General features: G+C 61.1%; 18 protein-coding genes. 8 read left to right on the top strand and 10 right to left on the bottom strand.

Going from position 1 to position 20671, the window contains the following annotated elements; all coding sequences use genetic code 11:
- Positions 1-403 precede the first annotated feature (403 nt).
- Complete coding sequence (locus ACX3M4_RS10630) at positions 404-1087, bottom strand: hypothetical protein (protein ID WP_459358553.1); 684 nt, start codon at positions 1085-1087, stop codon at positions 404-406.
- 210 nt (positions 1088-1297) lie between these two features.
- On the opposite strand from ACX3M4_RS10630, the gene ACX3M4_RS10625 reads away from it, so the two are divergent.
- Positions 1298-1951, top strand: coding sequence for a LysE family translocator (locus ACX3M4_RS10625; RefSeq protein WP_459358552.1), 654 nt, complete (start codon positions 1298-1300; stop codon positions 1949-1951).
- An 83-nt stretch (positions 1952-2034) separates the two neighbouring features.
- Here ACX3M4_RS10625 and ACX3M4_RS10620 read toward each other — a convergent pair whose 3' ends face one another.
- The 4 genes from ACX3M4_RS10620 to ACX3M4_RS10605 form a co-directional block, all read right to left on the bottom strand.
- A complete protein-coding gene (locus ACX3M4_RS10620) occupies positions 2035-2307 on the bottom strand; it encodes a hypothetical protein (RefSeq protein ID WP_006933467.1) in 273 nt (90 codons plus the stop codon).
- A 191-nt stretch (positions 2308-2498) separates the two neighbouring features.
- Entirely contained in the window at positions 2499-2903 is a 405-nt protein-coding gene (locus tag ACX3M4_RS10615; RefSeq protein WP_459358551.1) for a TIGR02301 family protein, read from the bottom strand.
- A gap of 92 nt (positions 2904-2995) precedes the next feature.
- Positions 2996-3418 (bottom strand): NUDIX hydrolase, encoded by a 423-nt coding sequence (locus tag ACX3M4_RS10610; protein ID WP_459358550.1) that lies wholly within the window; start codon positions 3416-3418, stop codon positions 2996-2998.
- A 54-nt stretch (positions 3419-3472) separates the two neighbouring features.
- Positions 3473-3985: a hypothetical protein gene (locus ACX3M4_RS10605; RefSeq protein WP_459358549.1), complete on the bottom strand. Its 513-nt coding sequence runs from the start codon at positions 3983-3985 to the stop codon at positions 3473-3475.
- 129 nt (positions 3986-4114) lie between these two features.
- Here ACX3M4_RS10605 and ACX3M4_RS10600 point away from each other — a divergent pair, with 129 nt between their 5' ends.
- Both ACX3M4_RS10600 and ACX3M4_RS10595 read left to right on the top strand, forming a co-directional pair.
- Entirely contained in the window at positions 4115-4873 is a 759-nt protein-coding gene (locus tag ACX3M4_RS10600) for an SOS response-associated peptidase (protein ID WP_459358548.1), read from the top strand.
- Positions 4874-4960: 87 nt separating this feature from the next.
- Positions 4961-5869, top strand: coding sequence for a methyltransferase (locus tag ACX3M4_RS10595; protein WP_459358547.1), 909 nt, complete (start codon positions 4961-4963; stop codon positions 5867-5869).
- Positions 5870-6145: 276 nt separating this feature from the next.
- Here ACX3M4_RS10595 and ACX3M4_RS10590 read toward each other — a convergent pair whose 3' ends face one another.
- The 4 genes from ACX3M4_RS10590 to ACX3M4_RS10575 all read right to left on the bottom strand — a co-directional run bounded on the left by ACX3M4_RS10590 (position 6146) and on the right by ACX3M4_RS10575 (position 12862).
- Positions 6146-7945 (bottom strand): caspase family protein, encoded by a 1800-nt coding sequence (locus ACX3M4_RS10590; protein WP_459358546.1) that lies wholly within the window; start codon positions 7943-7945, stop codon positions 6146-6148.
- 132 nt (positions 7946-8077) lie between these two features.
- Complete coding sequence (locus tag ACX3M4_RS10585) at positions 8078-8509, bottom strand: glyoxalase superfamily protein (RefSeq protein WP_459358545.1); 432 nt, start codon at positions 8507-8509, stop codon at positions 8078-8080.
- 424 nt (positions 8510-8933) lie between these two features.
- A complete protein-coding gene (gene dnaA, locus ACX3M4_RS10580; protein ID WP_459358544.1) occupies positions 8934-10397 on the bottom strand; it encodes a chromosomal replication initiator protein DnaA in 1464 nt (487 codons plus the stop codon).
- 1043 nt (positions 10398-11440) lie between these two features.
- Positions 11441-12862, bottom strand: coding sequence for an FAD-binding oxidoreductase (locus ACX3M4_RS10575; RefSeq protein WP_459358543.1), 1422 nt, complete (start codon positions 12860-12862; stop codon positions 11441-11443).
- Positions 12863-13032: 170 nt separating this feature from the next.
- On the opposite strand from ACX3M4_RS10575, the gene fabI reads away from it, so the two are divergent.
- The 3 genes from fabI to ACX3M4_RS10560 all read left to right on the top strand — a co-directional run bounded on the left by fabI (position 13033) and on the right by ACX3M4_RS10560 (position 15959).
- Positions 13033-13851: an enoyl-ACP reductase FabI gene (fabI, locus tag ACX3M4_RS10570; RefSeq protein WP_459358542.1), complete on the top strand. Its 819-nt coding sequence runs from the start codon at positions 13033-13035 to the stop codon at positions 13849-13851.
- 91 nt (positions 13852-13942) lie between these two features.
- Positions 13943-14587 (top strand): histidine phosphatase family protein, encoded by a 645-nt coding sequence (locus tag ACX3M4_RS10565; RefSeq protein ID WP_459358541.1) that lies wholly within the window; start codon positions 13943-13945, stop codon positions 14585-14587.
- Positions 14588-14777: 190 nt separating this feature from the next.
- Positions 14778-15959: a DUF3095 domain-containing protein gene (locus ACX3M4_RS10560; RefSeq protein WP_459358540.1), complete on the top strand. Its 1182-nt coding sequence runs from the start codon at positions 14778-14780 to the stop codon at positions 15957-15959.
- Between the two features lie 10 nt (positions 15960-15969).
- Here ACX3M4_RS10560 and ACX3M4_RS10555 read toward each other — a convergent pair whose 3' ends face one another.
- Complete coding sequence (locus ACX3M4_RS10555; protein WP_459358539.1) at positions 15970-18240, bottom strand: putative bifunctional diguanylate cyclase/phosphodiesterase; 2271 nt, start codon at positions 18238-18240, stop codon at positions 15970-15972.
- A 306-nt stretch (positions 18241-18546) separates the two neighbouring features.
- Between ACX3M4_RS10555 and aroC the strand changes: the two genes are divergently transcribed.
- Both aroC and yghX read left to right on the top strand, forming a co-directional pair.
- The gene (aroC, locus tag ACX3M4_RS10550) at positions 18547-19632 is read left to right on the top strand and encodes a chorismate synthase (protein ID WP_459358538.1); all 1086 of its coding nucleotides are present in this window, start codon (positions 18547-18549) and stop codon (positions 19630-19632) included.
- A 123-nt stretch (positions 19633-19755) separates the two neighbouring features.
- Complete coding sequence (gene yghX / locus ACX3M4_RS10545; protein ID WP_459358537.1) at positions 19756-20661, top strand: YghX family hydrolase; 906 nt, start codon at positions 19756-19758, stop codon at positions 20659-20661.
- Positions 20662-20671: the final 10 nt, after the last annotated feature.

The raw sequence follows: 20671 nt of genomic DNA, 5'->3' as shown, positions 1-20671 counted from the left end.
CAGCAGCCCGGGGTCATCGAAGTGCCTTCTGACATAGCGCCTGCGCATTCGTCTGGGTCTCCGTCAGGACCCTGGTTGATGGCGCTCAGATCGGTGACCGGCGGTGCGGCGCTGCCGTCCTCGAGCCCGCCATTGGACTGACCGCTCGATTGGCAACCGCCGAGAGCGAGCAGGGACACAATTAGAAGCGAAGTGCAGAGCCTTGTCATGGTGGAATCACTTTCAAGTATCGTCGGCAGGACGCCAGGTAGAAGTGGTCCGGTAAGCTGTCTCGGCAAGACCGCTCCCGAATGCACGCAATGAGTGTCGCCATTTTTGGAAAACCCCGCAAGGGGATGCCGTGCGGCGCCGGGGCAATTACCTGCGCAAATGACCTGCGGGCTCCACCAGAAGGACCCGGTTCTCAATCCCCTGCCACGAAATAATGCAGCGTACCGTCCGGGCCGATGCCGACACGGTAGAAGGTCCAGCCGCCGAATTCCTGCATGCCGGCGAAGTCTCCGGCGGTGACGATGCGGAACAGTTCGACCTTCTGTTCCGGCGTCAGGCTGTCGAGCGGATAGCGGGCGAAATAGGGCCAGACATACATTTCCTGGGCCGTGCCTTGATCGACATGCAGGAAACCGGCATCCAGGATGTCGGCGAGAATGGCCAGGGTTTCAAAGCCTTCACCGTCGCCTGAACTTTCCTTCAAGAAGTCGATGGGATCATCCGTGGCACCAAAGGACACGGTCGGTGGCATCTCGTTGCTTTCAAGGACCATGCGCAGCCGTTCCATGTTGCCGGAAAGGGCCGCTTCCTTGAGCTGGTCATGCATGCGCTTGACCTGTTTGGGCAGCATGTCGGTGTTGTAGAGCACCTGTGGCAGGTCGTCGCCCGCGGGGCTGGCCGCGTTGCGAGGCGCCGTTGGCCCGCTCCCGTCCGGCGTGTCGATATCCCCTGCGGGGATCGCAGGCGCGGAAGAGTCTGCCGCCGGCGTTACCGGGATCGTCTGGACTTCCACGGTTTTGGCAAGGGCCGGCGCGGCGAACAGGCTCCCCGCCACCAGGCCGGCCACCATAACACCCATCACTGTCGACCCATTCATTGCTGCCACCTCATCTCTTCCGGTCCTGCCTCCGTCACGTCTTTAACCGGGACGCGGACAGAATCCCATCGCGCCATTCCTTAAACAATTCGTGTGACACTGAAAACAGGCGGACGGAAATTGTCTTGCCTTGTCAGGATGCCCCGGGGCCGCTATCGAGAGGCCCGTTCGCCTTAAATTCAAGCCGTGAGAGGAGCAGCGGGACCGGCCGTGTCATTTTTCGAATATGCGCTGATCGGATATTTTGTCGGCATCCTCACGACAGCCCCTGTTGGTCCGGTCAATGTCACGGCGATCCAGCATGCGGTTCGCGGCGGTTTCCGCCACGGTGTTTATGTCGGGCTCGGCGCGGTGGTCGCCGACACGATCTTTGCCGCGGCTGCCATCTTCGGCGTTTCCGCCGTCACCAATTTCATCGAGGGACAGTTCGATCTGATCGAGGTTCTTGGCGGTGCCATCCTGATCGTCTTCGGCATCAAGATCTGGTTCACGCATCCCCATCTCGACGCGGATGGCAACGGCAGGGATCACAGCTTCCTGGGCGATGCGACAACCGCCTTCTTCATGGCGATCACCAATCCGGGCGCCGTGCTCGCCTTCATCGCCATTTTCGGTGGTCTCGGCGATTACCGGCCGGACCCTGACGATCACTTCGCAGCACTGACAATGGTCGCCGGCGTCAGCGCCGGAGCGACCTCCTGGTGGGTGCTTGTGTCGGCCACGGTCTCCCATTTCAAGTCGCGCATCGACGACGCCTGGCTGGACAGGGCCAACCATATCGCCGGCTTTCTGCTCGTCGCCTTCGGGATACTGATTTATCTCAATCTGACGCTGGATGTGCTGGGTCATGGCCGTATTCTCTAGGAAATACGGCTGATCTTCCCGGTCTTGCACCCAGAATCAAAAAGGCCGGACGGGCCGGCCTCATTGCAACGCGGGTCGCGGGCCTATTGCAGGACGCGGTTCACGGTATAGTCGCCCTGGAGAATGCGGTCCGGCAGGCCCTCGGCCAGCTTGGCAACGGCATCCTCGCCATAGGCGGCCACCAGGTCCGCCAGGGCGGTGAACATGGCCGCATGGGCCACGGCATCAGCGTCGACACCATTTGCAATCGCTTCCGCCCAGGCGTCGGAAATGAAACCGAGTGCCGCACGTCTGATGTCTTCGTCTTCGGCAAATTCGGCTTCCATAGCCGCATCGGCATAATCGTCGTTTATCATGCGCTTCCTAACCGGTCCTTCCCGAACGTTAAGGGGACAACCTCAACGTGTTCCTGCCCCGAATCTTGTGCTTTTATCCTAGCACGGTGATCCGTGCTGATAAGCAACCGTGAACGCAAACTTAACGGCCACCCACAAATTTGATTCAAATGGTTAACCAACCCGTAACGAATTGAAGATTTTTGCAGAATTTACCGACCGTAGCGGCTGGTGACGTCGCCGATGATGGTCTCGCCCTCAGTGAGATACTGTCCCATTGCGAGACGGGCGGCATCGGTGCATTCGCGGTAAGCAACTGAGAAACCACGATAACCCTGGTTAAAGCGCTCGATGAAGCGTCGCCGGCGGTTTTCATCGAGCGTTTCCGCGTCGAGAAAGTCTTCCATCCGCTCGCGCCAGCTCGGATCATCTTGTTCCTGACACATCGGCCGAAGGAAATGCAACGCGCCGAAGATCTCCGCAAGCCGCATGAGTTGCTGTTCGTAAGGCGGGGCGTCTGGAGAAAGGTCCTGCGCCGATGCCGTTGCTGCCGGAGCGAGGAGCCCGAGAGCGAGGGCAAAGACGGTCCGGCGGAAAACGGGCGGCAGGCGGTTCATGATCATGGCCGGATCATGCTGAACACCGCGCCTGCCCGCAAGCCCTGCGGTGGCACGATATTCCTTGATCCAAAGAATAGCGGCAGGCGCGCTCAGAGCCCGAGATGCCGGCGGATGCGTGCAGGCGTTCCCGGCGTCGTCGGCCGGGCATCGAGATCTTCCGGGTGCACCCATGCAAGAGCTGCGGCGTCGTCCGCCGCAACAGGCTCGCCGGCAAGGTACGTCCCGCAGAAAACCGACAGGATGAAATGGGTGGCAACCTGTCCGGCTTCGTCCCGCTGGATGGACTCGAATGTCTCGACAGGTTCCCCGAGGTCGGCGGTGACGCCGGTTTCTTCCAGAAGCTCGCGAGCGGCGGCGTCCCGCAAGGTCTCGCCGAGTTCGATCAAGCCGCCGGGGAGGCTCCAGCAACCCTTGTAAGGCTCCTTGCCGCGCTGGACGAGCAGCACGCGGCCGTTGCGGTGGCAAAGGACGCTGACACCGGCGCGCGGCGCATCGGGATAGAATCTGGACATGGAGCCTCGGCAAGTAGGAAACGATTCCTGGAGGCGAGAATAGGCCGCCTTGCCTCAGGCGAACAGGGCGTCGATTTCCGCCTGGGCGCCATCGCCTTCGTGCTGGGTTGCCTCCGGTTCCACATGACCGTGGATGACGGCTCCGGCAATGGCGATCAAGGGCTTGATTTCGATCGTGGCTCTATCGGCGATTTCCGCTGCCACGAGTGCGGGATCAGGCGTTTGACGCAGCTGGTCCTGGATGTTGCCCACGAGCGTGTTGATGCGGAAGACCTGCTTTTCCAGGTGCTCACGCAGGTAATTCGGCGCGGCATGGTAGGCCTGGATGGCGAGGTTCTTGTCCTTGAAGGTGGAATTCTCGAAATGCCCCTCGTAGTCGAGCGGCTCCCACTCAAGCACGTCCTCGGCACAGTCCGGCATGTCGGGAAGCATTTCGAGAAGCATCATCACTTCGTTGAAATGATTGAGATAGTCCGTGGCGAGGCCAGTCTGGGGATTGATGTTTGCCTGCACCAGCCTTTCGGCTGCCAGATCCCCGGCGCCCAGCACTGGCTGCAAACATTCCATAATGTCCCCCTGTTATTCGCTTAGGCCTTACGGTACTTCTTTTTTATTTCCAATTGCCTAACTTGTCGGAAGGCTGTCGCGTCCGGAAACGGCTTCCGGCCGCATGCGAAAAGCCAGGGAGTGAATGCGATGTGCGGCCGCCTGGCCCTGACAACACCGCCGGACGCCGTGCGGAGCTTTTTCGATTACGTCGACCGGCCGAATTTTCCGCCGCGCTACAACATCGCGCCGACCCAGCCGCTCGCGATCGTCCGCCAGACCCTGGATGGCACACGGCGGTTTCATCTGGTCCGCTGGGGACTGATCCCGTCCTGGGTCAAGGATCCGGCCGACTTCACGCTGCTGATCAATGCCAGGGCGGAAACCGCTTCACAGAAACCGTCCTTCCGCAATCCCATGCGCCACCATCGCTGTCTGGTCCCGGCCTCGGGGTTCTACGAGTGGCGGCGGACACCGGAAGGCAAGCAGGCTTTTTGGATTCGCCCGGCAGAAGGCGACATCATGGGCTTCGCCGGGCTTTGGGACACCTGGTCTGACCCGGATGGCGGCGATATGGACACCGGGGCGATCCTGACGATCCAGTCCAACCGCATGATGTCCCAGATCCACCACCGCATGCCTGTCATCCTGAAGCCGGAAAATTTCGGCACCTGGCTTGATGTCGCCAATGTCGACCGGCGCGAGGCGGAGAAACTGCTGCAGCCCGTCGAGGACGATTTCCTGATCGCCTCGCCAGTCTCGCCGCGCGTGAACAAGGTTGCCAACGACGATCCGGAGGTCCAGCGCGAGATCGCGCCGGAGGAGATGGAAGTTGCCCTGAAGAAGCCGGCAAAGGCATCGGCAGCGGCGAAGGAAGGGACGGACGACAGCCAGCTGGACCTCTTCTGAGCATCCGGGCTGACAAGGCAGGCTAGAAATGCCGTGCATTTGTCCCGGCTTCGCTGTAGGGCAGTTCCGCTGGCCGAGGACAGATCCATGAGCAACGACAATTTTAGCACCGCCGACGACTTCGACGATGAAGACGAAAACCTGGACGGCGAAGACGAGGCGCTTGAAGACGAGGCCCCGGAAAACGAGGAACTGGCGGAAGCCTACAATCGTGGCCTGGCGCTGCAGAAGTCCGGCGACCTGAAGGGCGCCGAAGCCGCATTCAGAGAAGCGCTTGCGCTCGATCCGGACGATCCCGGCGGCGTCAGCATCCGTCTGGCCGCCATCGGTGCGGAAGCGGCGCCTCAGAAGATGCCGGATGCCTATATCGCGACCCTCTTCGATCAGCACGCGGATGTCTTCGACGATATTCTCGTCGACGAACTCGGCTATTGCGTGCCGCTTCTGGTGCGCGACCTGGTGGCGAAACTGGAAATCGGCCCGTTCGAGCGCATGCTTGATCTTGGCTGCGGGACAGGCCTTACCGGCATGGCGCTCGCCGACTGCACCACTCATCGAACAGGGGTCGACCTCTCCGAGCGCATCGTCGAGCTCGCCTATGACCGGGAGGTCTATGACGATCTCTATGTCGGCGAGGCAGTCGCCTTCCTGGAGGACTTCGAGGACGACGATGAAACCCGTCCCACCTGGGACATGATCGCCGCAACCGACGTCTTTCCCTATCTCGGGGCGGTGGAGCCGTTCCTTGCCGGCGCCGCCGACAGGCTTGAAGCTGGCGGCTATCTCGCCTTCTCCACGGAGACCTTGCCGGAAGAGGTGCTTCTGGGCCGGTCCTTCATGGTCGGACCGAAAAGCCGCTATGCGCAGGGCGAAGGCTATATCCGCTCTTCGCTCGATGCTGCGGGCTTCGACATCCGCGCAATGGACCCGATCACAGTCCGCCTGGAAGATGGCGTGCCTGTCCCAGGCCATCTGGTGATTGCACGGCTGCGGTGATTCCTGCGGCCTGTGACATCTTCCGACATGTCACCCCGGCCGAAGCGAAGCGGAGAGCCGGGGCCCACTCGCGGGGCAACTTGCCAAAGTGTCTGATGGGTTTCGCAGCCTGGCCGGAAAATTCGACACTCTGGAAATGAGTAGGCCCCGGGTCTCGCTTTGCTCGCCCGGGGTGACGCACAAGTTTGCCGAGAGCGAAGTACTTGCCCTGGAATGCGTTCTGCACCTCTCCACAACATATGTCGGACCAGGGCACCAAAGAGTGACTTTAACTCGCTACTGAACGAAATAGAATTCCTTCCTGAGCGCCGAATTGTGCCACGGGGATTGCGAACCCTGGGTGGCGGCGTAGACGTCGGCCTTGATCCGTTTCATCATGATCTCGATTTCCAGCCCCGGCGTTTCCATGTGTTTCAAGAGCGCCGTGGTGAAGGGGCTGTTGTCGCCATCGCCGTCCAGCGCGACATCGCCGGGAGCTGTGGCAAATCCGATCATGATGTTGCCACCGCCCGCTTCAGGAGCGGCCAGTCCGCGCCCGACCGATGAACTGCGGCTGGCTCCGAGCGAGCGGAACTTGCGGGAAAGCGGATTGTCGCGGCAGGCATCCAGCAGTGCGATCGAAAGGCGTCCTGGCGCATTCATGTAGGTGAGGATGGTGCCGAGCTCGATGGTCTCGAAATCGACAGCGGTCGCGTCTTCCAGTTTGGCGTCGATGGGAATGAGGAAGTTCCGGCCGTCCATCTGCATGGCGTGACCAGCGTAGAAAAAGAGCGCCACATCGGCATCACTCATGGCGCGCACGAAGGATCGGATGGACCCTTCCATGGCTGTCTTGCCCTGATCGAGCCCGAGAATGACGGTGAAGCCGAGCCGCTGCAGTGTTTCCATCAGCCGGGCCGCGTCGTTTTTCGGGTTGGGCAGAAGCGGAGCGTATTCGTAGGCCGAGTTGCCCATGACGAGTGCCACCCGCTTGCCGGGCGGCAGGGTCGAAAGATCCGGCAGGTTCGGGCTGGTCTCCGGTGTGATATTTCCGGGCTGCGGGTTCGTTGCCTCGCCAGGAGAGGGGCCGACAATCGGCACCTCGGCAGTCTGTTGGTCAGCCTTGGGCGCTGGAGCGGCCAGGTAGCGGCCATGGGCCCAACCGCGCATGCCGTTGCTAAGCTCGACCTCTATCCAGGCTCCCTGCTGGGTCAGCATTCTGACTTCGGTTCCTTCCAGCAGTCGTGCGATTTCCGGGTTTTCGCTGCCGGCACCGGTTCGGAGCGACAGGAACGTGTCGCCGCTGGCGCTGAGGTCGCCGACAACACCCGGGCGCGGCGGCGAGATCGCACGGCTGGCGACAGCCGGTGGCGAGACGGTTGGAGGCGAGACTGCGGGAGGAGACACCGGCCTCGGATAGACCGGTCCCGAGGCGACGTATTTGCTGTAGGCCCAACCGCTGCGGCCGTCGGTGAGGGCAACGTTCAGCCAGGAGCCATTGCGGCCAAGGATCGTCAAAGGCGTATTTTCGCGCAGGCGCGCAATTTCCTGGTAGCGGCTGCCCGGGCCGGTGCGCAGGGAAAGGAAATTGTCGCCGCTCGGATTGAGCCCGGTGACATAGGCCTGGTTGGAAGAGGGCCCGGACGGACGGTCGCCGCCGCCGGCATCGCGGATGGCCGTTGCCGTGAAAAGTGCCTGGGAGGGGCCGCCGGTCAGCCCGGTCGCCGACCAGACCGCGTATTGAAAGCGCTCGCCATTGTGAAAATAGCTGTCGCCCGGAATGGCACCTGAAGCGATCAGGCGGTTCTTGTAGGCGTTGCCGGCAGACTGGTTCATCCAGCCGAGCGTGACCGCGAACCAGCCGTTGTTGGATTGAAAGACCGTGGCCTGCGGAAAGCGGTTGGCATAACCGCCGGCAAGGGAAATGGCGGTGTTGGCATCGGAGCGGCTGGCGACCACGAGCCAGCCGTTGTTGCCACCGGGCATGACGGAGGCGCGTGCGCTCCCGACCGTCAGCACGGCAAGAAGGCAGAAGGCAAGGCCCAGGAGGGATAATCCTCGTAAGACAGAAGCGGCGATCGTCCGGCGCTGGATCATGTCTGGTTCCCCCGTCCCGCGAACCGGACCTTCCTGGGAAGGTCGACGGTGACGCGGGCTTGTGCCGTGGCAAGCTCACTCAACGAGTATGCCACGGCACGCGCGGGATTCCAGCAAGTGAAACGCTGCGACCTAGTCCGAACGCTGCATCCGGAGGTAAGGCTCGCCGTTCGACGTGCGTTTCACGGCGGTTCCATCGGCCTGGATCAGGACGGTCACCCGGCTGCGAAAGGCCGAGAAACTGTCGAAGGTCACCACGTCCACCGGCGTGTCGAATTTGACGATCACCCGGTATTGTCCGGACTGACCGACCCGGGTCAGTGACAGGATTTCACCCTGGAAGGGCTGTTTCATGTAGGTTCCGGCCACCCGGTCACCGACGGCAAAGGCCATCTGGTTGGGGCGTGCGGCAGTGGCGGACGCGGTGTTCCAGTCCTTGAAACCGTATTGGGCGGACAGGAGCTCGAGCGCCTGACTGTGGGACAGTTCCTGTCCCTTGGCAGCCAGGGCGGTGCGCAGGCGTTTGGCCTGGGCTTTCATCTGGGCAACGCTGGGAAGCGTCATGGCATTACCTTTCCAAGAAAGGCAGGCGGTTCAGGCTGTCGCCTGTCATGGGGCCCGCATTGCCATCAGCCTGCACTGTCTCGTGAAGGTCGATCCTAGCTGCAAGAGATCTTGCGTGGAGGGAATTCACCATGGCGTTTGCCTGCGGGCGGCCGGCTCCCTCAAAACCAGCGTCACAGATAGGAAGCCGCAAGGCCGCTGTCAACGGCGCAAAAAGAAAGCCGCAGGCGCGGCTTCAAGGAGAGGGAGGTTAAGATGAAACAACCGGCGGATATTGCCGCCGTGAGATTTCCGCGTCTTGCCAGACGCGGGAGGTGATTGCCAGGTAGGGGGCCAGGCAATCGCGGCGCCGGGCGAACCCGATGCCGCAGTCTGCCGGGGGAGGGGTTTCCCCCGGAAGCCAATGGTCGGTTCGGCCGGGATATCAGGCGTGGATCAGCCGCTTCAGGAGTTCGACTTCCTGGGCGAGAACCTTGTCCTTCTTGACCATGTCTTCGATCTTGCGCACGGCATGCAGCACCGTGGTGTGGTCGCGGTTGCCGAAGCGGCGGCCGATTTCCGGCAGGGACCGTCCGGTGATGACCTTGGCGATATACATCGCGATCTGACGCGGGCGGACCAGGGTGCGGGCACGGCAGGAGGAAAGAAGATCCGCCTTGGTGACGCTGAAGTGCTTGCACACCACCTGCTGGATTTCCTCCACCTTGATGGAGCGCGGTTCGCCGATGCGGACGAGGTCATGCAGGGTTTTTTCCGCAAGATCCATCGTAACCGGCTGTTTGGTCAGCTGGTTGTGGGCGAACAGGCGGTTCAGCGCGCCTTCCAGGTCGCGGGCCGATGCGATCACGTAGCGGGCGATGTAGTCCGCAACGTCCTCCGGTACGGAGAAGCCCGGGTGGGTCCTGCGCGCAGCGGCAATTCGCTTGCGCAGGATGTCATGGCGCAGGGCATAGTCGGTCGCCTGGATGCCGACGACTTCGCCCTTCTGGATCCGGTGACGCAGGGCATCGCCCAGCGTGTCGAGGTCTTCCGGGGCCCGGTCCGCGGCCATGATGATCTGTGTCGGGGCTTCCATCAGCAATTCAAGTGTCTTGCTGAATTCGTCGGCCGCCTGTTTGCCATGCAGGAACTGCAAGTCGTCGACGAGCAGCAGGTCGATGGAGCGCATGGCCTGACGCAGCACCGGGAAGGCCGGTGTGCGAAGTGCAGGTACCAGATGGTACATGAAGAATTCGGCGGAAAGGTAAGCAACCTGCCGTCCGGTCTTGCGGGCTTCGGCCGCCGCAGCCTGCAAGAGATGGGTCTTGCCGATGCCGGTGGACGAATGGATATAGAGCATGTCCAGCGTGCCTTCATGGCCGACGGCCATCTGGCGCACGGCAGCACAGGCGAGGCTGTTCGAAGCTCCTTCCGCGAAGGAATCGAAGGTGAGCTTCGGGTTGAGCGAGGCGCCGTTCAGGAAGTCCGCGGCCGCTTCCTCGCCGGTGTCGGCAAGGCAGGGGATGACGGACATGCCGGCGGCAGAGCCGAACTGGGGCATGCTGGAGAAGGGGCCGGGACGGCCGCTGATCCGGCGGGCGGTGATCGCCTTGGGAGCGTGACCGGTGCTGATCTGACGGGGCCGCAATGCGCCGCGAACGGTCAGTTCGATGCGGGTGATATCGTCCTGTTCGCGTTTCCAGAGACCGACGAGCTGCTTCTCGTAGTTGCTCTGAATCCAGTTTTTCAGGAAACGGGTCGGCACGGACAGACGTACAGAATCGCCCGTGGTTTCTTCGTGGTTTACCCTGCCGAACCAATTGGAAAATACATCGTCACCGAGTTCGTTTCTCAGTTCGTTTTTCACACGATCCCATTGATCCGAACTTGCCAAGCTCTGAACCTGCATTGTGGCCTCCATTGGAGGGATCGTTTGGAACCGCTCCCCCCCGTGCACTGTCTATGAGCAACGACGTTCCGCCTCGCTGCCCGTTTGTTTTGTTAGGTCTTGGGGGCCATTCGGACCCTTCAACCGGTCGGCTTGTTAACGCCTATGAAACATCATTAACCTTTTACTTACCATGTTTTCAAATAGCTTATTTTTATGAGGTCATAGACGTTTCGTATTGTGATTTTTGTAGATGACGGATGCTGCGCATGTAAATTTTACATAGCGAATCTTGACTTCCGTCCGGGTCAGGACATGCCGTAAGTCCCGATCGAGTTGTTCCTCCACTTCTGTTTCAACTCTGCCTGTGGGCATGCAAACAGTTTTAGGAAAAATTTAACTTTTCGGGAACTTTTGTGAGGGTTTTCAAAAGACCTGTTCAAAATTAGTGAAATTGAACGAGGTGTTCTTCGTCAGAACGGAAATAATCTCGGCAGTTTTGGCAAGGCCTCGTGCGGGCAAAACTCCAGGAAAAAGTCTTCTTGCGCCGGAAAGTGAATTTTAAGCCGGCAAAGAGAGAGTCCCTTGAGGTGGAAGCTGGGGAAAATTTCCAGGCGGAAATTGCAAATTTGACCGTGCGATCAAGAAATTCGACCGGATGCCGTTTCCGTAAACGGCTGTCGATTCAAGGCGCTGGCCAGAGTGGGTTGAACCTCACTCCCAGGTCTCATTTCGGAGCACCCGTTAACCTTATCCCCAGGGTGCCGAATTTTGCGTCCACCTGTCGAAATTGACACTTGATTTGGTCATGGGTACTGGCTGCGGAAATTGCGGCTCTGCAGACCAGAATGGTACCCGGATGAGGTCAGACGTATTCAAGACCTGATCAGTAAAACCGGGTGAAGACCTGGCAGGTCTTGCCCGATGACCGAAGCTCTGCTGGCGATGGCTGCTCGCCGCGTGTCCCGCTCAGGGCTGCGGGCATGATAAAGACGCTTATGCAAACGAAACGGCCGCCGGTGGTTAGCCGGCGGCCGTCGGTTCATGCAGACCGGCATCCGCCGTCAGAGGTCTTCCAGGATGCGTCCCGGATTAAGCAGTCCCTTCGGATCGAAAGCCGACTTGATCCGGCGCATCAGGTCCATCTCGATGCCGGATTTCACATCGCTCAGGAGATCCCGCTTGAGGCGGCCGATACCGTGCTCGGCGGAAATGCTGCCGCCGTAGCTGGCGACGATGCCGTGGACGATGGCATTCATCTCGTCCCACTTGGCCAGGTACTCTTCCTTGTCTGCACCGACCGGCTGGCTGACATTGAAGTGAATGTTGCCGTCGCCGATATGGCCGAAGGGCACGGGGCGGCAGCCCGGCACGAACCCTTCCACCGCAGCCATTGCCTCGTCGAGGAAGGCGGGGATGGAGGCAACCGGCACGGAAACGTCGTGCTTGATGGAGCCGCCTTCGGGTTTCTGAACTTCCGACATGCCGTGCCGGATGTGCCAGAAGTCCTGCACCTGCGTGAGGTTCTGTGCGAAGGCGGCGTCTTCGACCAGGCCTTCCTCGAAGGCGCTGCCGAGGATGCTTTCAAGGAGATCGCGCACCGGGAAGGCGTCGGAGCCGCTGGAGAGTTCCATCAGCACATACCAGGCATGCTCGCCTTCCAGCGGATCGCGGGCGCCTTCCAGATGTTTCAGGCAGAACTCGACGCCGACGCGCGGCATGATCTCGAAGCCCGTCAGCACCGGGCCGGCCTCGGCCTTGGCGAGCGTGAACAGTTTCAGCGCCGCGTGCGGATCGGGCAGGCCGACAAAGGCGGCCTCCAGTTTCTTCGGCCTGGGGAAAAGCTTGAGTGCCGCAGCGGTAATGATGCCGAGTGTGCCTTCTCCGCCGATAAATAATTGTTTCAAATCATAACCGGTATTGTCCTTGCGAAGGGTTCTGAGGCCATTCCAGATCTCGCCGGTCGGCAGCACCACCTCCAGCCCGAGGACGAGGTCGCGGGTGTTGCCATAGGCAAGTACGGCGGTACCGCCTGCGTTGGTGGAGATGTTGCCGCCGATCTGGCAGGAGCCCTGCGCGCCGAGCGCAAGCGGGAACAGCCGGTCGACCTTCTCCGCCTCGTTCTGCAGCGTTTCCAGCACCACGCCTGCCTCGGCAATCAGTGTGAAGCCCGCCGGATCGACCGCGCGGACCTTGTTGAGGCGGGACAGCGACAGGACGATTTCATCCCCGGATTCCTGCGGAATCTGGCCGCCGACCAGTCCCGTGTTGCCGCCCTGCGGAACGATCTTGAGATCGTTCTGATAAGCATAGGCCATCACCGCGCTGACTTCCGCGGTGCTGCCAGGACGCAGCACCATGGGCGTGACACCCTGGTAGAGGTCGCGCCATTCCGTCAGATAGGGCGCCTGGTCGCCAGGGTCGGTCAGAACATTGGCCGCGCCGATCATCTCGGCGAAGCGTGCGGCATGGGGAGAGCGCTCCATGAGCGGGGTCCTCGTGAAGTTTGACAGTAAAAATCGCGCGCCAACATAGTGGCTGATCGCGCCGACGTCGACGCTTGATTCGCGCGTCCGGTCTCTTGAAGGAACAAACCCCTTGTGCCATAGGAAGCCAGCCCGCTGGGGTGGTACTGGAATCCTTACCGGAGATGACGATGGCGGAAACGCGCGGACTGATGAACGGCAAACGTGGCCTGATCATGGGCGTGGCAAACAATAAATCGATTGCCTGGGGTATTGCCAAAGCACTGGCCGACGCGGGAGCCGAACTGGCGCTCACCTATCAGGGCGATGCGCTGAAGAAGCGCGTCGAACCGCTTGCCGATCAGCTGGGCGCCTTTGTCGCCGGTCATTGCGACGTCACCGACCCGGCTTCCATCGACGCCGTCTTCAAGGCAATGGAAGACAGGTGGGGCAAGATCGACTTCCTCGTCCATGCCGTTGCCTTCTCCGACAAGGCTGAATTGACCGGCCGTTTCGTCGATACGTCCTCCGACAATTTCGGCCGGACGCTGGACATCTCCTGCTATTCGCTGGTGGCTGTTACCCAGCGCGCCGAAAAGCTGATGAGCGACGGCGGTTCCATCCTGACGCTGACCTATTACGGCGCAGAGAAGGTCATGCCGCACTATAACGTCATGGGTGTTGCCAAGGCAGCGCTTGAGACCAGCGTCAAGTATCTGGCGATGGATCTCGGTCCCCAGAACATCCGCGTCAACGCCATTTCCGCCGGCCCGATCAAGACGCTGGCCGCCTCCGGCATCGGCGACTTCCGTTATATCCTGAAGTGGAACGAATACAATTCACCGCTGCGCCGTACGGTCACCATCGAGGAAGTCGGTGACAGCGCCCTGTTCCTGCTCTCCGATCTCGGTCGCGGCATCACCGGCGAGATCCAGCATGTCGATTGCGGCTACAACATCGTCGGCATGAAGGCGGTCGATGCGCCGGACATCTCGGTCGTCAAGGACTGACCCGATCCGATGGCCGGTCATGTACCGGCCATTTTCTTTTAAGACCCTTGGGTTTTACTGAAACCGGAAACGCTTCCGTCCGGAAACCGACATGACGACCGTATTGACCGCGCCAAGATCCGATAACCTGCCGAAACTGCACGATCCTGAACTCCTGATCTTCGTCCGCCATGGCGAGACCGACTGGAACCATGAGGGGCGGATGCAGGGACAGCGGGACATCCCGCTGAATGCGACCGGTAAAACCCAGGCAAGCCGGAATGGCGAGATGCTGCGGGCATTCCTGGCGCGTGAAGGCATTGATGCGCAGACGCTGGACTTCGTGTCGTCGCCGCTCGGCCGGACCCGTTCCACCATGGAACGCCTGCGCGAGGCGATGGGACTGGACCCGAAGACTTACCGCCTCGAAGACCAGCTCAAGGAAATCACCTTCGGTTCCTGGGAAGGCTTCACGCTGGAGGAGCTGGCGGACGAGGAACAGGATCTGATCCTGCAGCGCCGTGCCGACAAATGGGGCTTCGTTCCGCCCGGCGGCGAGAGCTACGAGATGCTGGCGGAACGGATCGGTGTCTGGCTCAGAACCGTCGACCGGCCTTCGGTCGTCGTCTCCCACGGCGGCGTCTACCGGGTCATGCGCGGCCTTCTGGAAGGCCTCGACAAGACCATCGTGCCGAAGCAGGACGTGCCGCAGGACAAGGTCTTCGTGTGGCGCGACGGTGGTTTCGAAGTCGTCTGACTGCTTCATCTACGAACATCGCTGCCGGCCGCCAGGATGGGAACCTTCGGGGGAGGGCTGCTCAGAAGGTCCGGCTTCCTTCACATTTGCTCGCGGGAACTTGTGCTGTGCTGGGTGATCGGGCCAAGCTGGCGTAACGTAGACGCAGCGACACAGACGGCAGAGCCGTCGACAGATCCGGGATGCGGCATTGTCAGAAGACGATTTCTATCGCGAGCTGCCGAGCTTTTCAGACTTCAGCGCCGTGACGGCGCTCGAGGACTATCGTCCCGTGCCGGACGACTGGTACGTCCTTGCCGCCGACATCGTCCGTTCGAGCGATGCAATTGCCTCCGGCCGCTACAAGGAAGTCAACATGGTGGGCGCGGCGGTGATAGCCGCCGTCCTCAACAGGATTGGCCGCGACCGCGTTCCCTTCGTCTTTGGCGGTGATGGAGCCATGCTGGTGGTTCCCGAACACGACGTCGATGCGGCCCGCGATGCGCTGGCCGGCGTGGTCGATCTCGCGCGCCAGGTTATGGAACTGGAGCTGAGGGCCGCGGCCATTCCCGTCCGGCACCTGCGTGATATTGGCGGCGACGTCCGACTGCGCAAATACCGTCTCAGCCCCGGCAATCACCTGGCGATGATCCTGGGCAACGGGCTCGCGCTCGCCGACAGGATATTGAAGGACCCGGAAGCCGTGCGTTCTTTTGCGATCGTCAGCGAACGATCAGCACTGCCGCCGCTGGATGGCCTGTCCTGCCGCTGGGAGCCGCTGCCCGCGCGCAACGGCCATATCGTCTCCCTGATCCTCAAACCAACCGGTCAGAAGCCCATGCAGGATCTGATGCGGGACATGGCGGCGAAGCTTGGTTTCAACCCGCTGACCGATGAGGCCGCGACCCGCCTGGCGGACAAGAGCCGCCTGAGGTTCCGGTTCCCGCCAAGTGGCTTGCGTTACGAAGTCGACCTGGGTTTTGCAGGCAAGCGGCTGCGCGGCTGGCTGCAAAGCCTCGCGGAATCCGTGTTCTTCGTGATCAGCTACTACAGCGGCTGGCGAATAGGCCCGTTCGATCCGAAGAAATATTTCAAGGAACTGAGCCTCAACACCGACCACCGCAAGGTCGGGGACAGCATGCAGCTCGTGCTCGATCTGACGCCGCAGCAGCTTGCGGCCGTCGAGGACTATCTGGTGGCGGCCTATGAAGCCGGGGAGGTGGCTTATGGGGTACATGTCTCCGCATCAGCCCTGATGACCTGCTTCGTCGAGGATATTGCCAACAGCCGCCACATCCACTTTGTCGACGGGGCCGATGGAGGTCTCTCCATGGCCGCAGCCGAACTCAAGTCCCGGGAAGCCGTCATGCGGGATCGTTCGGCAGTTCTGTGAGCGGACTGTTTCAGCCCAGACTGCGGACGGCCCGGTCCTGAAGCGCTCTTGGCTGGACATAGTTCTGTTTCAGGATCAGGGCTGCCAGTTCGTCTTCCGGCACGGCCCTGGAAATCAGGAACCCCTGGATCACGTCGCATCCGTTGCGTTTCAGCCAGTCCCGCTCACCTTCGGTCTCTACGCCCTCCGCAAGGACACTGATGTCGAGGCTCTTGGCCAGATTGATGAGCGCGCTGGTGAATTTCTGCAGGCCCGGATTGGTATCGACGCGCGAGATGAAGCTCCGGTCGATCTTGACCCGGTCGACCTTCAGGTCGCGGAGGCTTGAGATGCTGGAATGGCCGGTGCCGAAATCGTCAAGCTCGATGAAGAATCCGAGATCCGACAGGCGGGCGATGTTTTCTTTGATTGGCGCTGATATCGCTTCGTCGATCATGACGGCTTCGAGGATTTCCAGGCTGACATTCGACGGTTTGAGGCCGACTTCCAGTACCTGCTGGTGCAGCGCATCCACCGCCTTTGCGCTGGTCAGGAGGCTGGCCGTCACGTTCAGTCCGAGATGGATCGCCGGCCGGGCTGCGCCATTGAGGCCGGCTGCTAAGGCAAGCGCTTTTTCCCGAACAACCGCTTCGATCTGCTCCATGTAGCCGGCCTCGATTGCCGCCGGCAGGAAGGTGCCGGGCAAGCGGACTCCCTGATCGTCGATCCAGCGCACTAGCGCCTCCGCCCCTACCACTTCGCCTGTATGGATATTCACCTGCGGCTGGTACCAGGCGGTGATGCTGCCTTCTTTCAGGGCGCGTTGCAGCTCCTTGGCAGTCTCGTCATTCGCCTCGAAAACTGTCCGCATTTCCGGCGTGAACCGCTCGAGTTTGCGCGGTCCCTTCTGTTTCGCAGAGCGTAGTGCAAGGGCGGCGTCGGTAAGGATCTGATCGGTCAGCCTGACCTTCGGCTGACTGATGAACAGGCCGGCATTGGCGTCGATCGAGGTTCTGTGCTCATTGATGCTCCGGTCCTTGCAGATGTCCTGCAAGATCTTCTGCGCCAGTTGTTCGAACCGGGTGATGCCTGTTAGGCGCGGCCGCAACAGGGCGAATTCCGTACCTCCGGTCCGGCACAGAAAATCCCCGGCCTCCGCAGTCTGGGAAAGCTGTTCGGCGACTTCCCGCAGCAGGGTGTCACCCGTATGGTCGCCGAAACGGTCGTTGATCTTCTTGAACTGTCGTAGATCGATCAGCATCATCCCGGTCAGCAATCCCGGTTCCGTCTCGGGAAGCGAGCGGATTGTTTTGAGAAGGGCGCGCCGGTTTGGCAGGCCTGTCAGAGGATCATGAAAGCCGAGTTCCTCGAACTCCTGCTGGGTCCGGTCCGCGAGCGCCCGTGTCAGCGCGACCGCGATCGCGAAGGCGGCAATGATCACCAGTCCACCGACAATTCCGGCGAGGGCAACGGCAAACAACGTCGCGGTTCGCTGTTCCTGCAGGTTTTCGAAGAGATAATCCAGGGCCGATTGCCACAGCAGGAAGGAGGCGCTGACGAGTTCCGGCTGATACGTGATCACGGGACCGGCGATGATGTCCGACCCGGAGGAGGCGGTGATCGTGGACGACAGCAGCTTCGCGGCGTGAGATTGATAGGCGATGTTGGCGGTCCGGAACTGCTGCGCCTGGCTGCGCAGCCGGGTCGCTCCGGGGCCCGTCAGATCGTTGAAATATTCGGCTGTCTCCCGGGCCGCGCCGTCGGCGGCAATCTTGAACTGACCGCCCTGAACCGGAATGAGCATCTTGTCCCAGACATTGATTTCCGCACGGGTCGTGAGACTGGCGGCATTGTTCACCATGATGGCGGATTCAATGATGACGGACGGAAGCGTATCGTAGATCAGATGCGGCAGTTTCGAGGTCTCATAGGAGGACGAAGCGTTCAATTTCGCGAGTTGCGAGATCGACGCCGAGAGCGCGCGGGCCCGGCGCAGCGCCAGCGGAACATTCGGTTCCCTCAGGAAATCGTCCAGGGTTTCGACAAGATCTGCCGACCGGTCCTTGCCGCCAAATGCGGCGAGTTGTTTCCTGAGCTTGTCTGTGGGCTTGTCGATCCGCCCCGTCAGGGCCTTTTCCTGCATCAGGGGGCCGAGAGATTCGATCAGAAACAGTCCGGCAACGCTGCGATCGATTGCGCCGACCTTCTCGAACTTGTTGTAGAACCAGAGCGAAGCGAACAGCAGGCTCGGTGCCAGCAGGAACACGATCAGTCCAGTCAGCCAGCCCCGGATCCGCAACATCGAGCCTCTTGGTGAATTTCCGTCCAGGACTCTTAATAACCTCAGAGCCTTAAGGATTGGCAAATTCCGAGATGAAGAGCTGCAGAAACATCCCGGTATTGTTGTGATTCCGGAAAATGGTGGTCAGCGGTAACACCTGAGTGAAGCTTGTCTTTTCAGATTTCTCTTCTTCTGAATTCTGACAAGGCTCAGGACCGCACTGCCTTGCCAATTTTGCCGGGAGCCCTGCTCCGGGCTTGAGCTTGCAGGCGCGATGGCGTATCGCTCGGCGCCTGACCTACCATTTGCAAGTTTTGGAAGCCCTTCATGTCGCACAACAGTTTCGGTCATTTGTTCCGGGTCACCACATGGGGCGAAAGCCACGGACCGGCCATCGGCTGTGTTGTCGATGGTTGCCCGCCACTTATTCCGCTGACCGAAGCCGACATCCAGGGTTTCATGGACAAGCGCAAGCCGGGCCAATCCCGCTTCACCACCCAGCGGCGCGAGCCCGATGAGGTGAAGATCCTCTCCGGCGTGATGGTGGATGACGACGGCATCCAGAAGACCACCGGAACGCCGATTTCGCTCTTTGTCGAGAACACCGACCAGCGCTCGAAGGATTATTCGGAGATCAAGGACCGGTTCCGCCCCGGCCATGCGGATTTCACCTATGACGCCAAATACGGCATCCGCGACTATCGTGGCGGCGGACGCTCGTCGGCACGCGAAACAGCCATGCGCGTTGCCGCCGGGGCCGTCGCGCGCAAGGTCCTGCAGGGCGTCACCATCCGCGGCGCCCTGGTTCAGGTCGGCCCGCACAAGATCGATCGCGGCAACTGGAACTGGAACGAAGTCGACAACAACGCCTTCTTCTCGCCGGACGCGGATGCCGCGGCCTTCTGGGCGGATTTTCTCGATGGTATCCGCAAGGCGGGATCTTCCGTCGGCGCGGTCATCGAGGTGGTCGCCGAAGGTGTTCCCGCAGGCTGGGGCGCGCCGATCTACGGCAAGCTGGACACCGATCTGGCCGCAGCGATGATGTCGATCAACGCGGTCAAGGGCGTTGAAGTCGGCAACGGCTTCGATGCGGCGAGCCTCACCGGCGAGGACAATGCCGACGAGATCCGCATGGACGATGTCGGACGGCCGATGTTCCTCAGCAACAACGCGGGCGGGGTTCTCGGCGGCATATCCAACGGCGATCCGCTGGTGGTGCGCTTCGCGGTCAAGCCGACGTCGTCGATCCTGACGGAGCGCAAGTCGATCACCCGCCAGGGCGAAGAGGTCAACGTGATGACCAAGGGCCGTCATGATCCCTGCGTCGGCATCCGTGCCGTCCCTGTGGGGGAGGCCATGATGGCCTGTGTGCTCGCCGATCATTTCCTGCGCCATCGCGGCCAGATCGGCTGAGCGGCCTCGGGCCGGTAATACATCTTGTTACAATTTCCCATGCCCAAGAGGCATGGACCCCGGCCGACATGGTCCTAATTGTATCGGCAGCATGGTTCGCGTGCGTTTTCAGGGAGTGACGAGATGAATGAGATGACGCCGGTACGCCGCATGACGGCAAAGGACTTCCCGCAGGAACTGCTTGATCTTTATGATTTTTACGCCCACGGCAAGATCACGAAACGCGAGTTTCTGAACGGCGCCGCAAAATTTACGGTCGGCGGCGTAACCGCAGCGATGCTGCTGCAGCAACTGTCGCCGAACTATGCGTTGGCCCAGCAGGTGGCAGCGGACGACCCGGAGATCGTCACCGAACGCATCACCTATCCCTCTCCGGAGGGGCATGGTGAGGTCAACGCCTATCTGGTGAAACCGGCGGGTGCCACCGGCAAGCTCCCCGCCGTTCTGGTGATCCACGAGAACCGCGGCCTCAATCCCTATATCGAGGATGTCGCCCGGCGGCTCGGCAAGGCCGGGTTCATGGCGATGGCGCCGGACGGCCTGACGTCGGTCGGCGGCTATCCGGGCACCGACGACAAGGGCCGCGAACTGCAGCAGACGGTCGACGGCACCAAGCTGATGAACGACTTCTTCGCCGGCTTCGAATTTCTTCTCAATCATGACGACAGCACGGGCAAGGTCGGCGCCGTCGGTTTCTGCTACGGCGGCGGTGTGGTCAACGCCATCGCGGTCGCCTATCCGGAACTCACCGCAGGCGTGCCCTTCTATGGCCGTCAGCCGAGCGCGGAAGATGTCTCCAAGATCCAGGCGCCCCTGCTGCTGCAATATGCCGAGCTCGACGAGCGCATCAATGCCGGTTGGCCGGCCTACGAAGAAGCGCTCAAGGCGAATGGCAAGACCTTCGAGGCGCACATGTATCCGGGCGTCAACCACGGCTTCCACAATGACACCACGCCCCGCTATGACGAGGCGGCCGCCAAGCTGGCAGAAGACCGGACGATCGAGTTCTTCAAGGCTAACCTGATGTAGGGAGGCGGCA

Source organism: Roseibium sp. M-1, from assembly GCF_054515675.1.
Note: the sequence above shows the minus strand (reverse complement) of the source record. Positions and strands in the feature narration are given on the sequence as shown.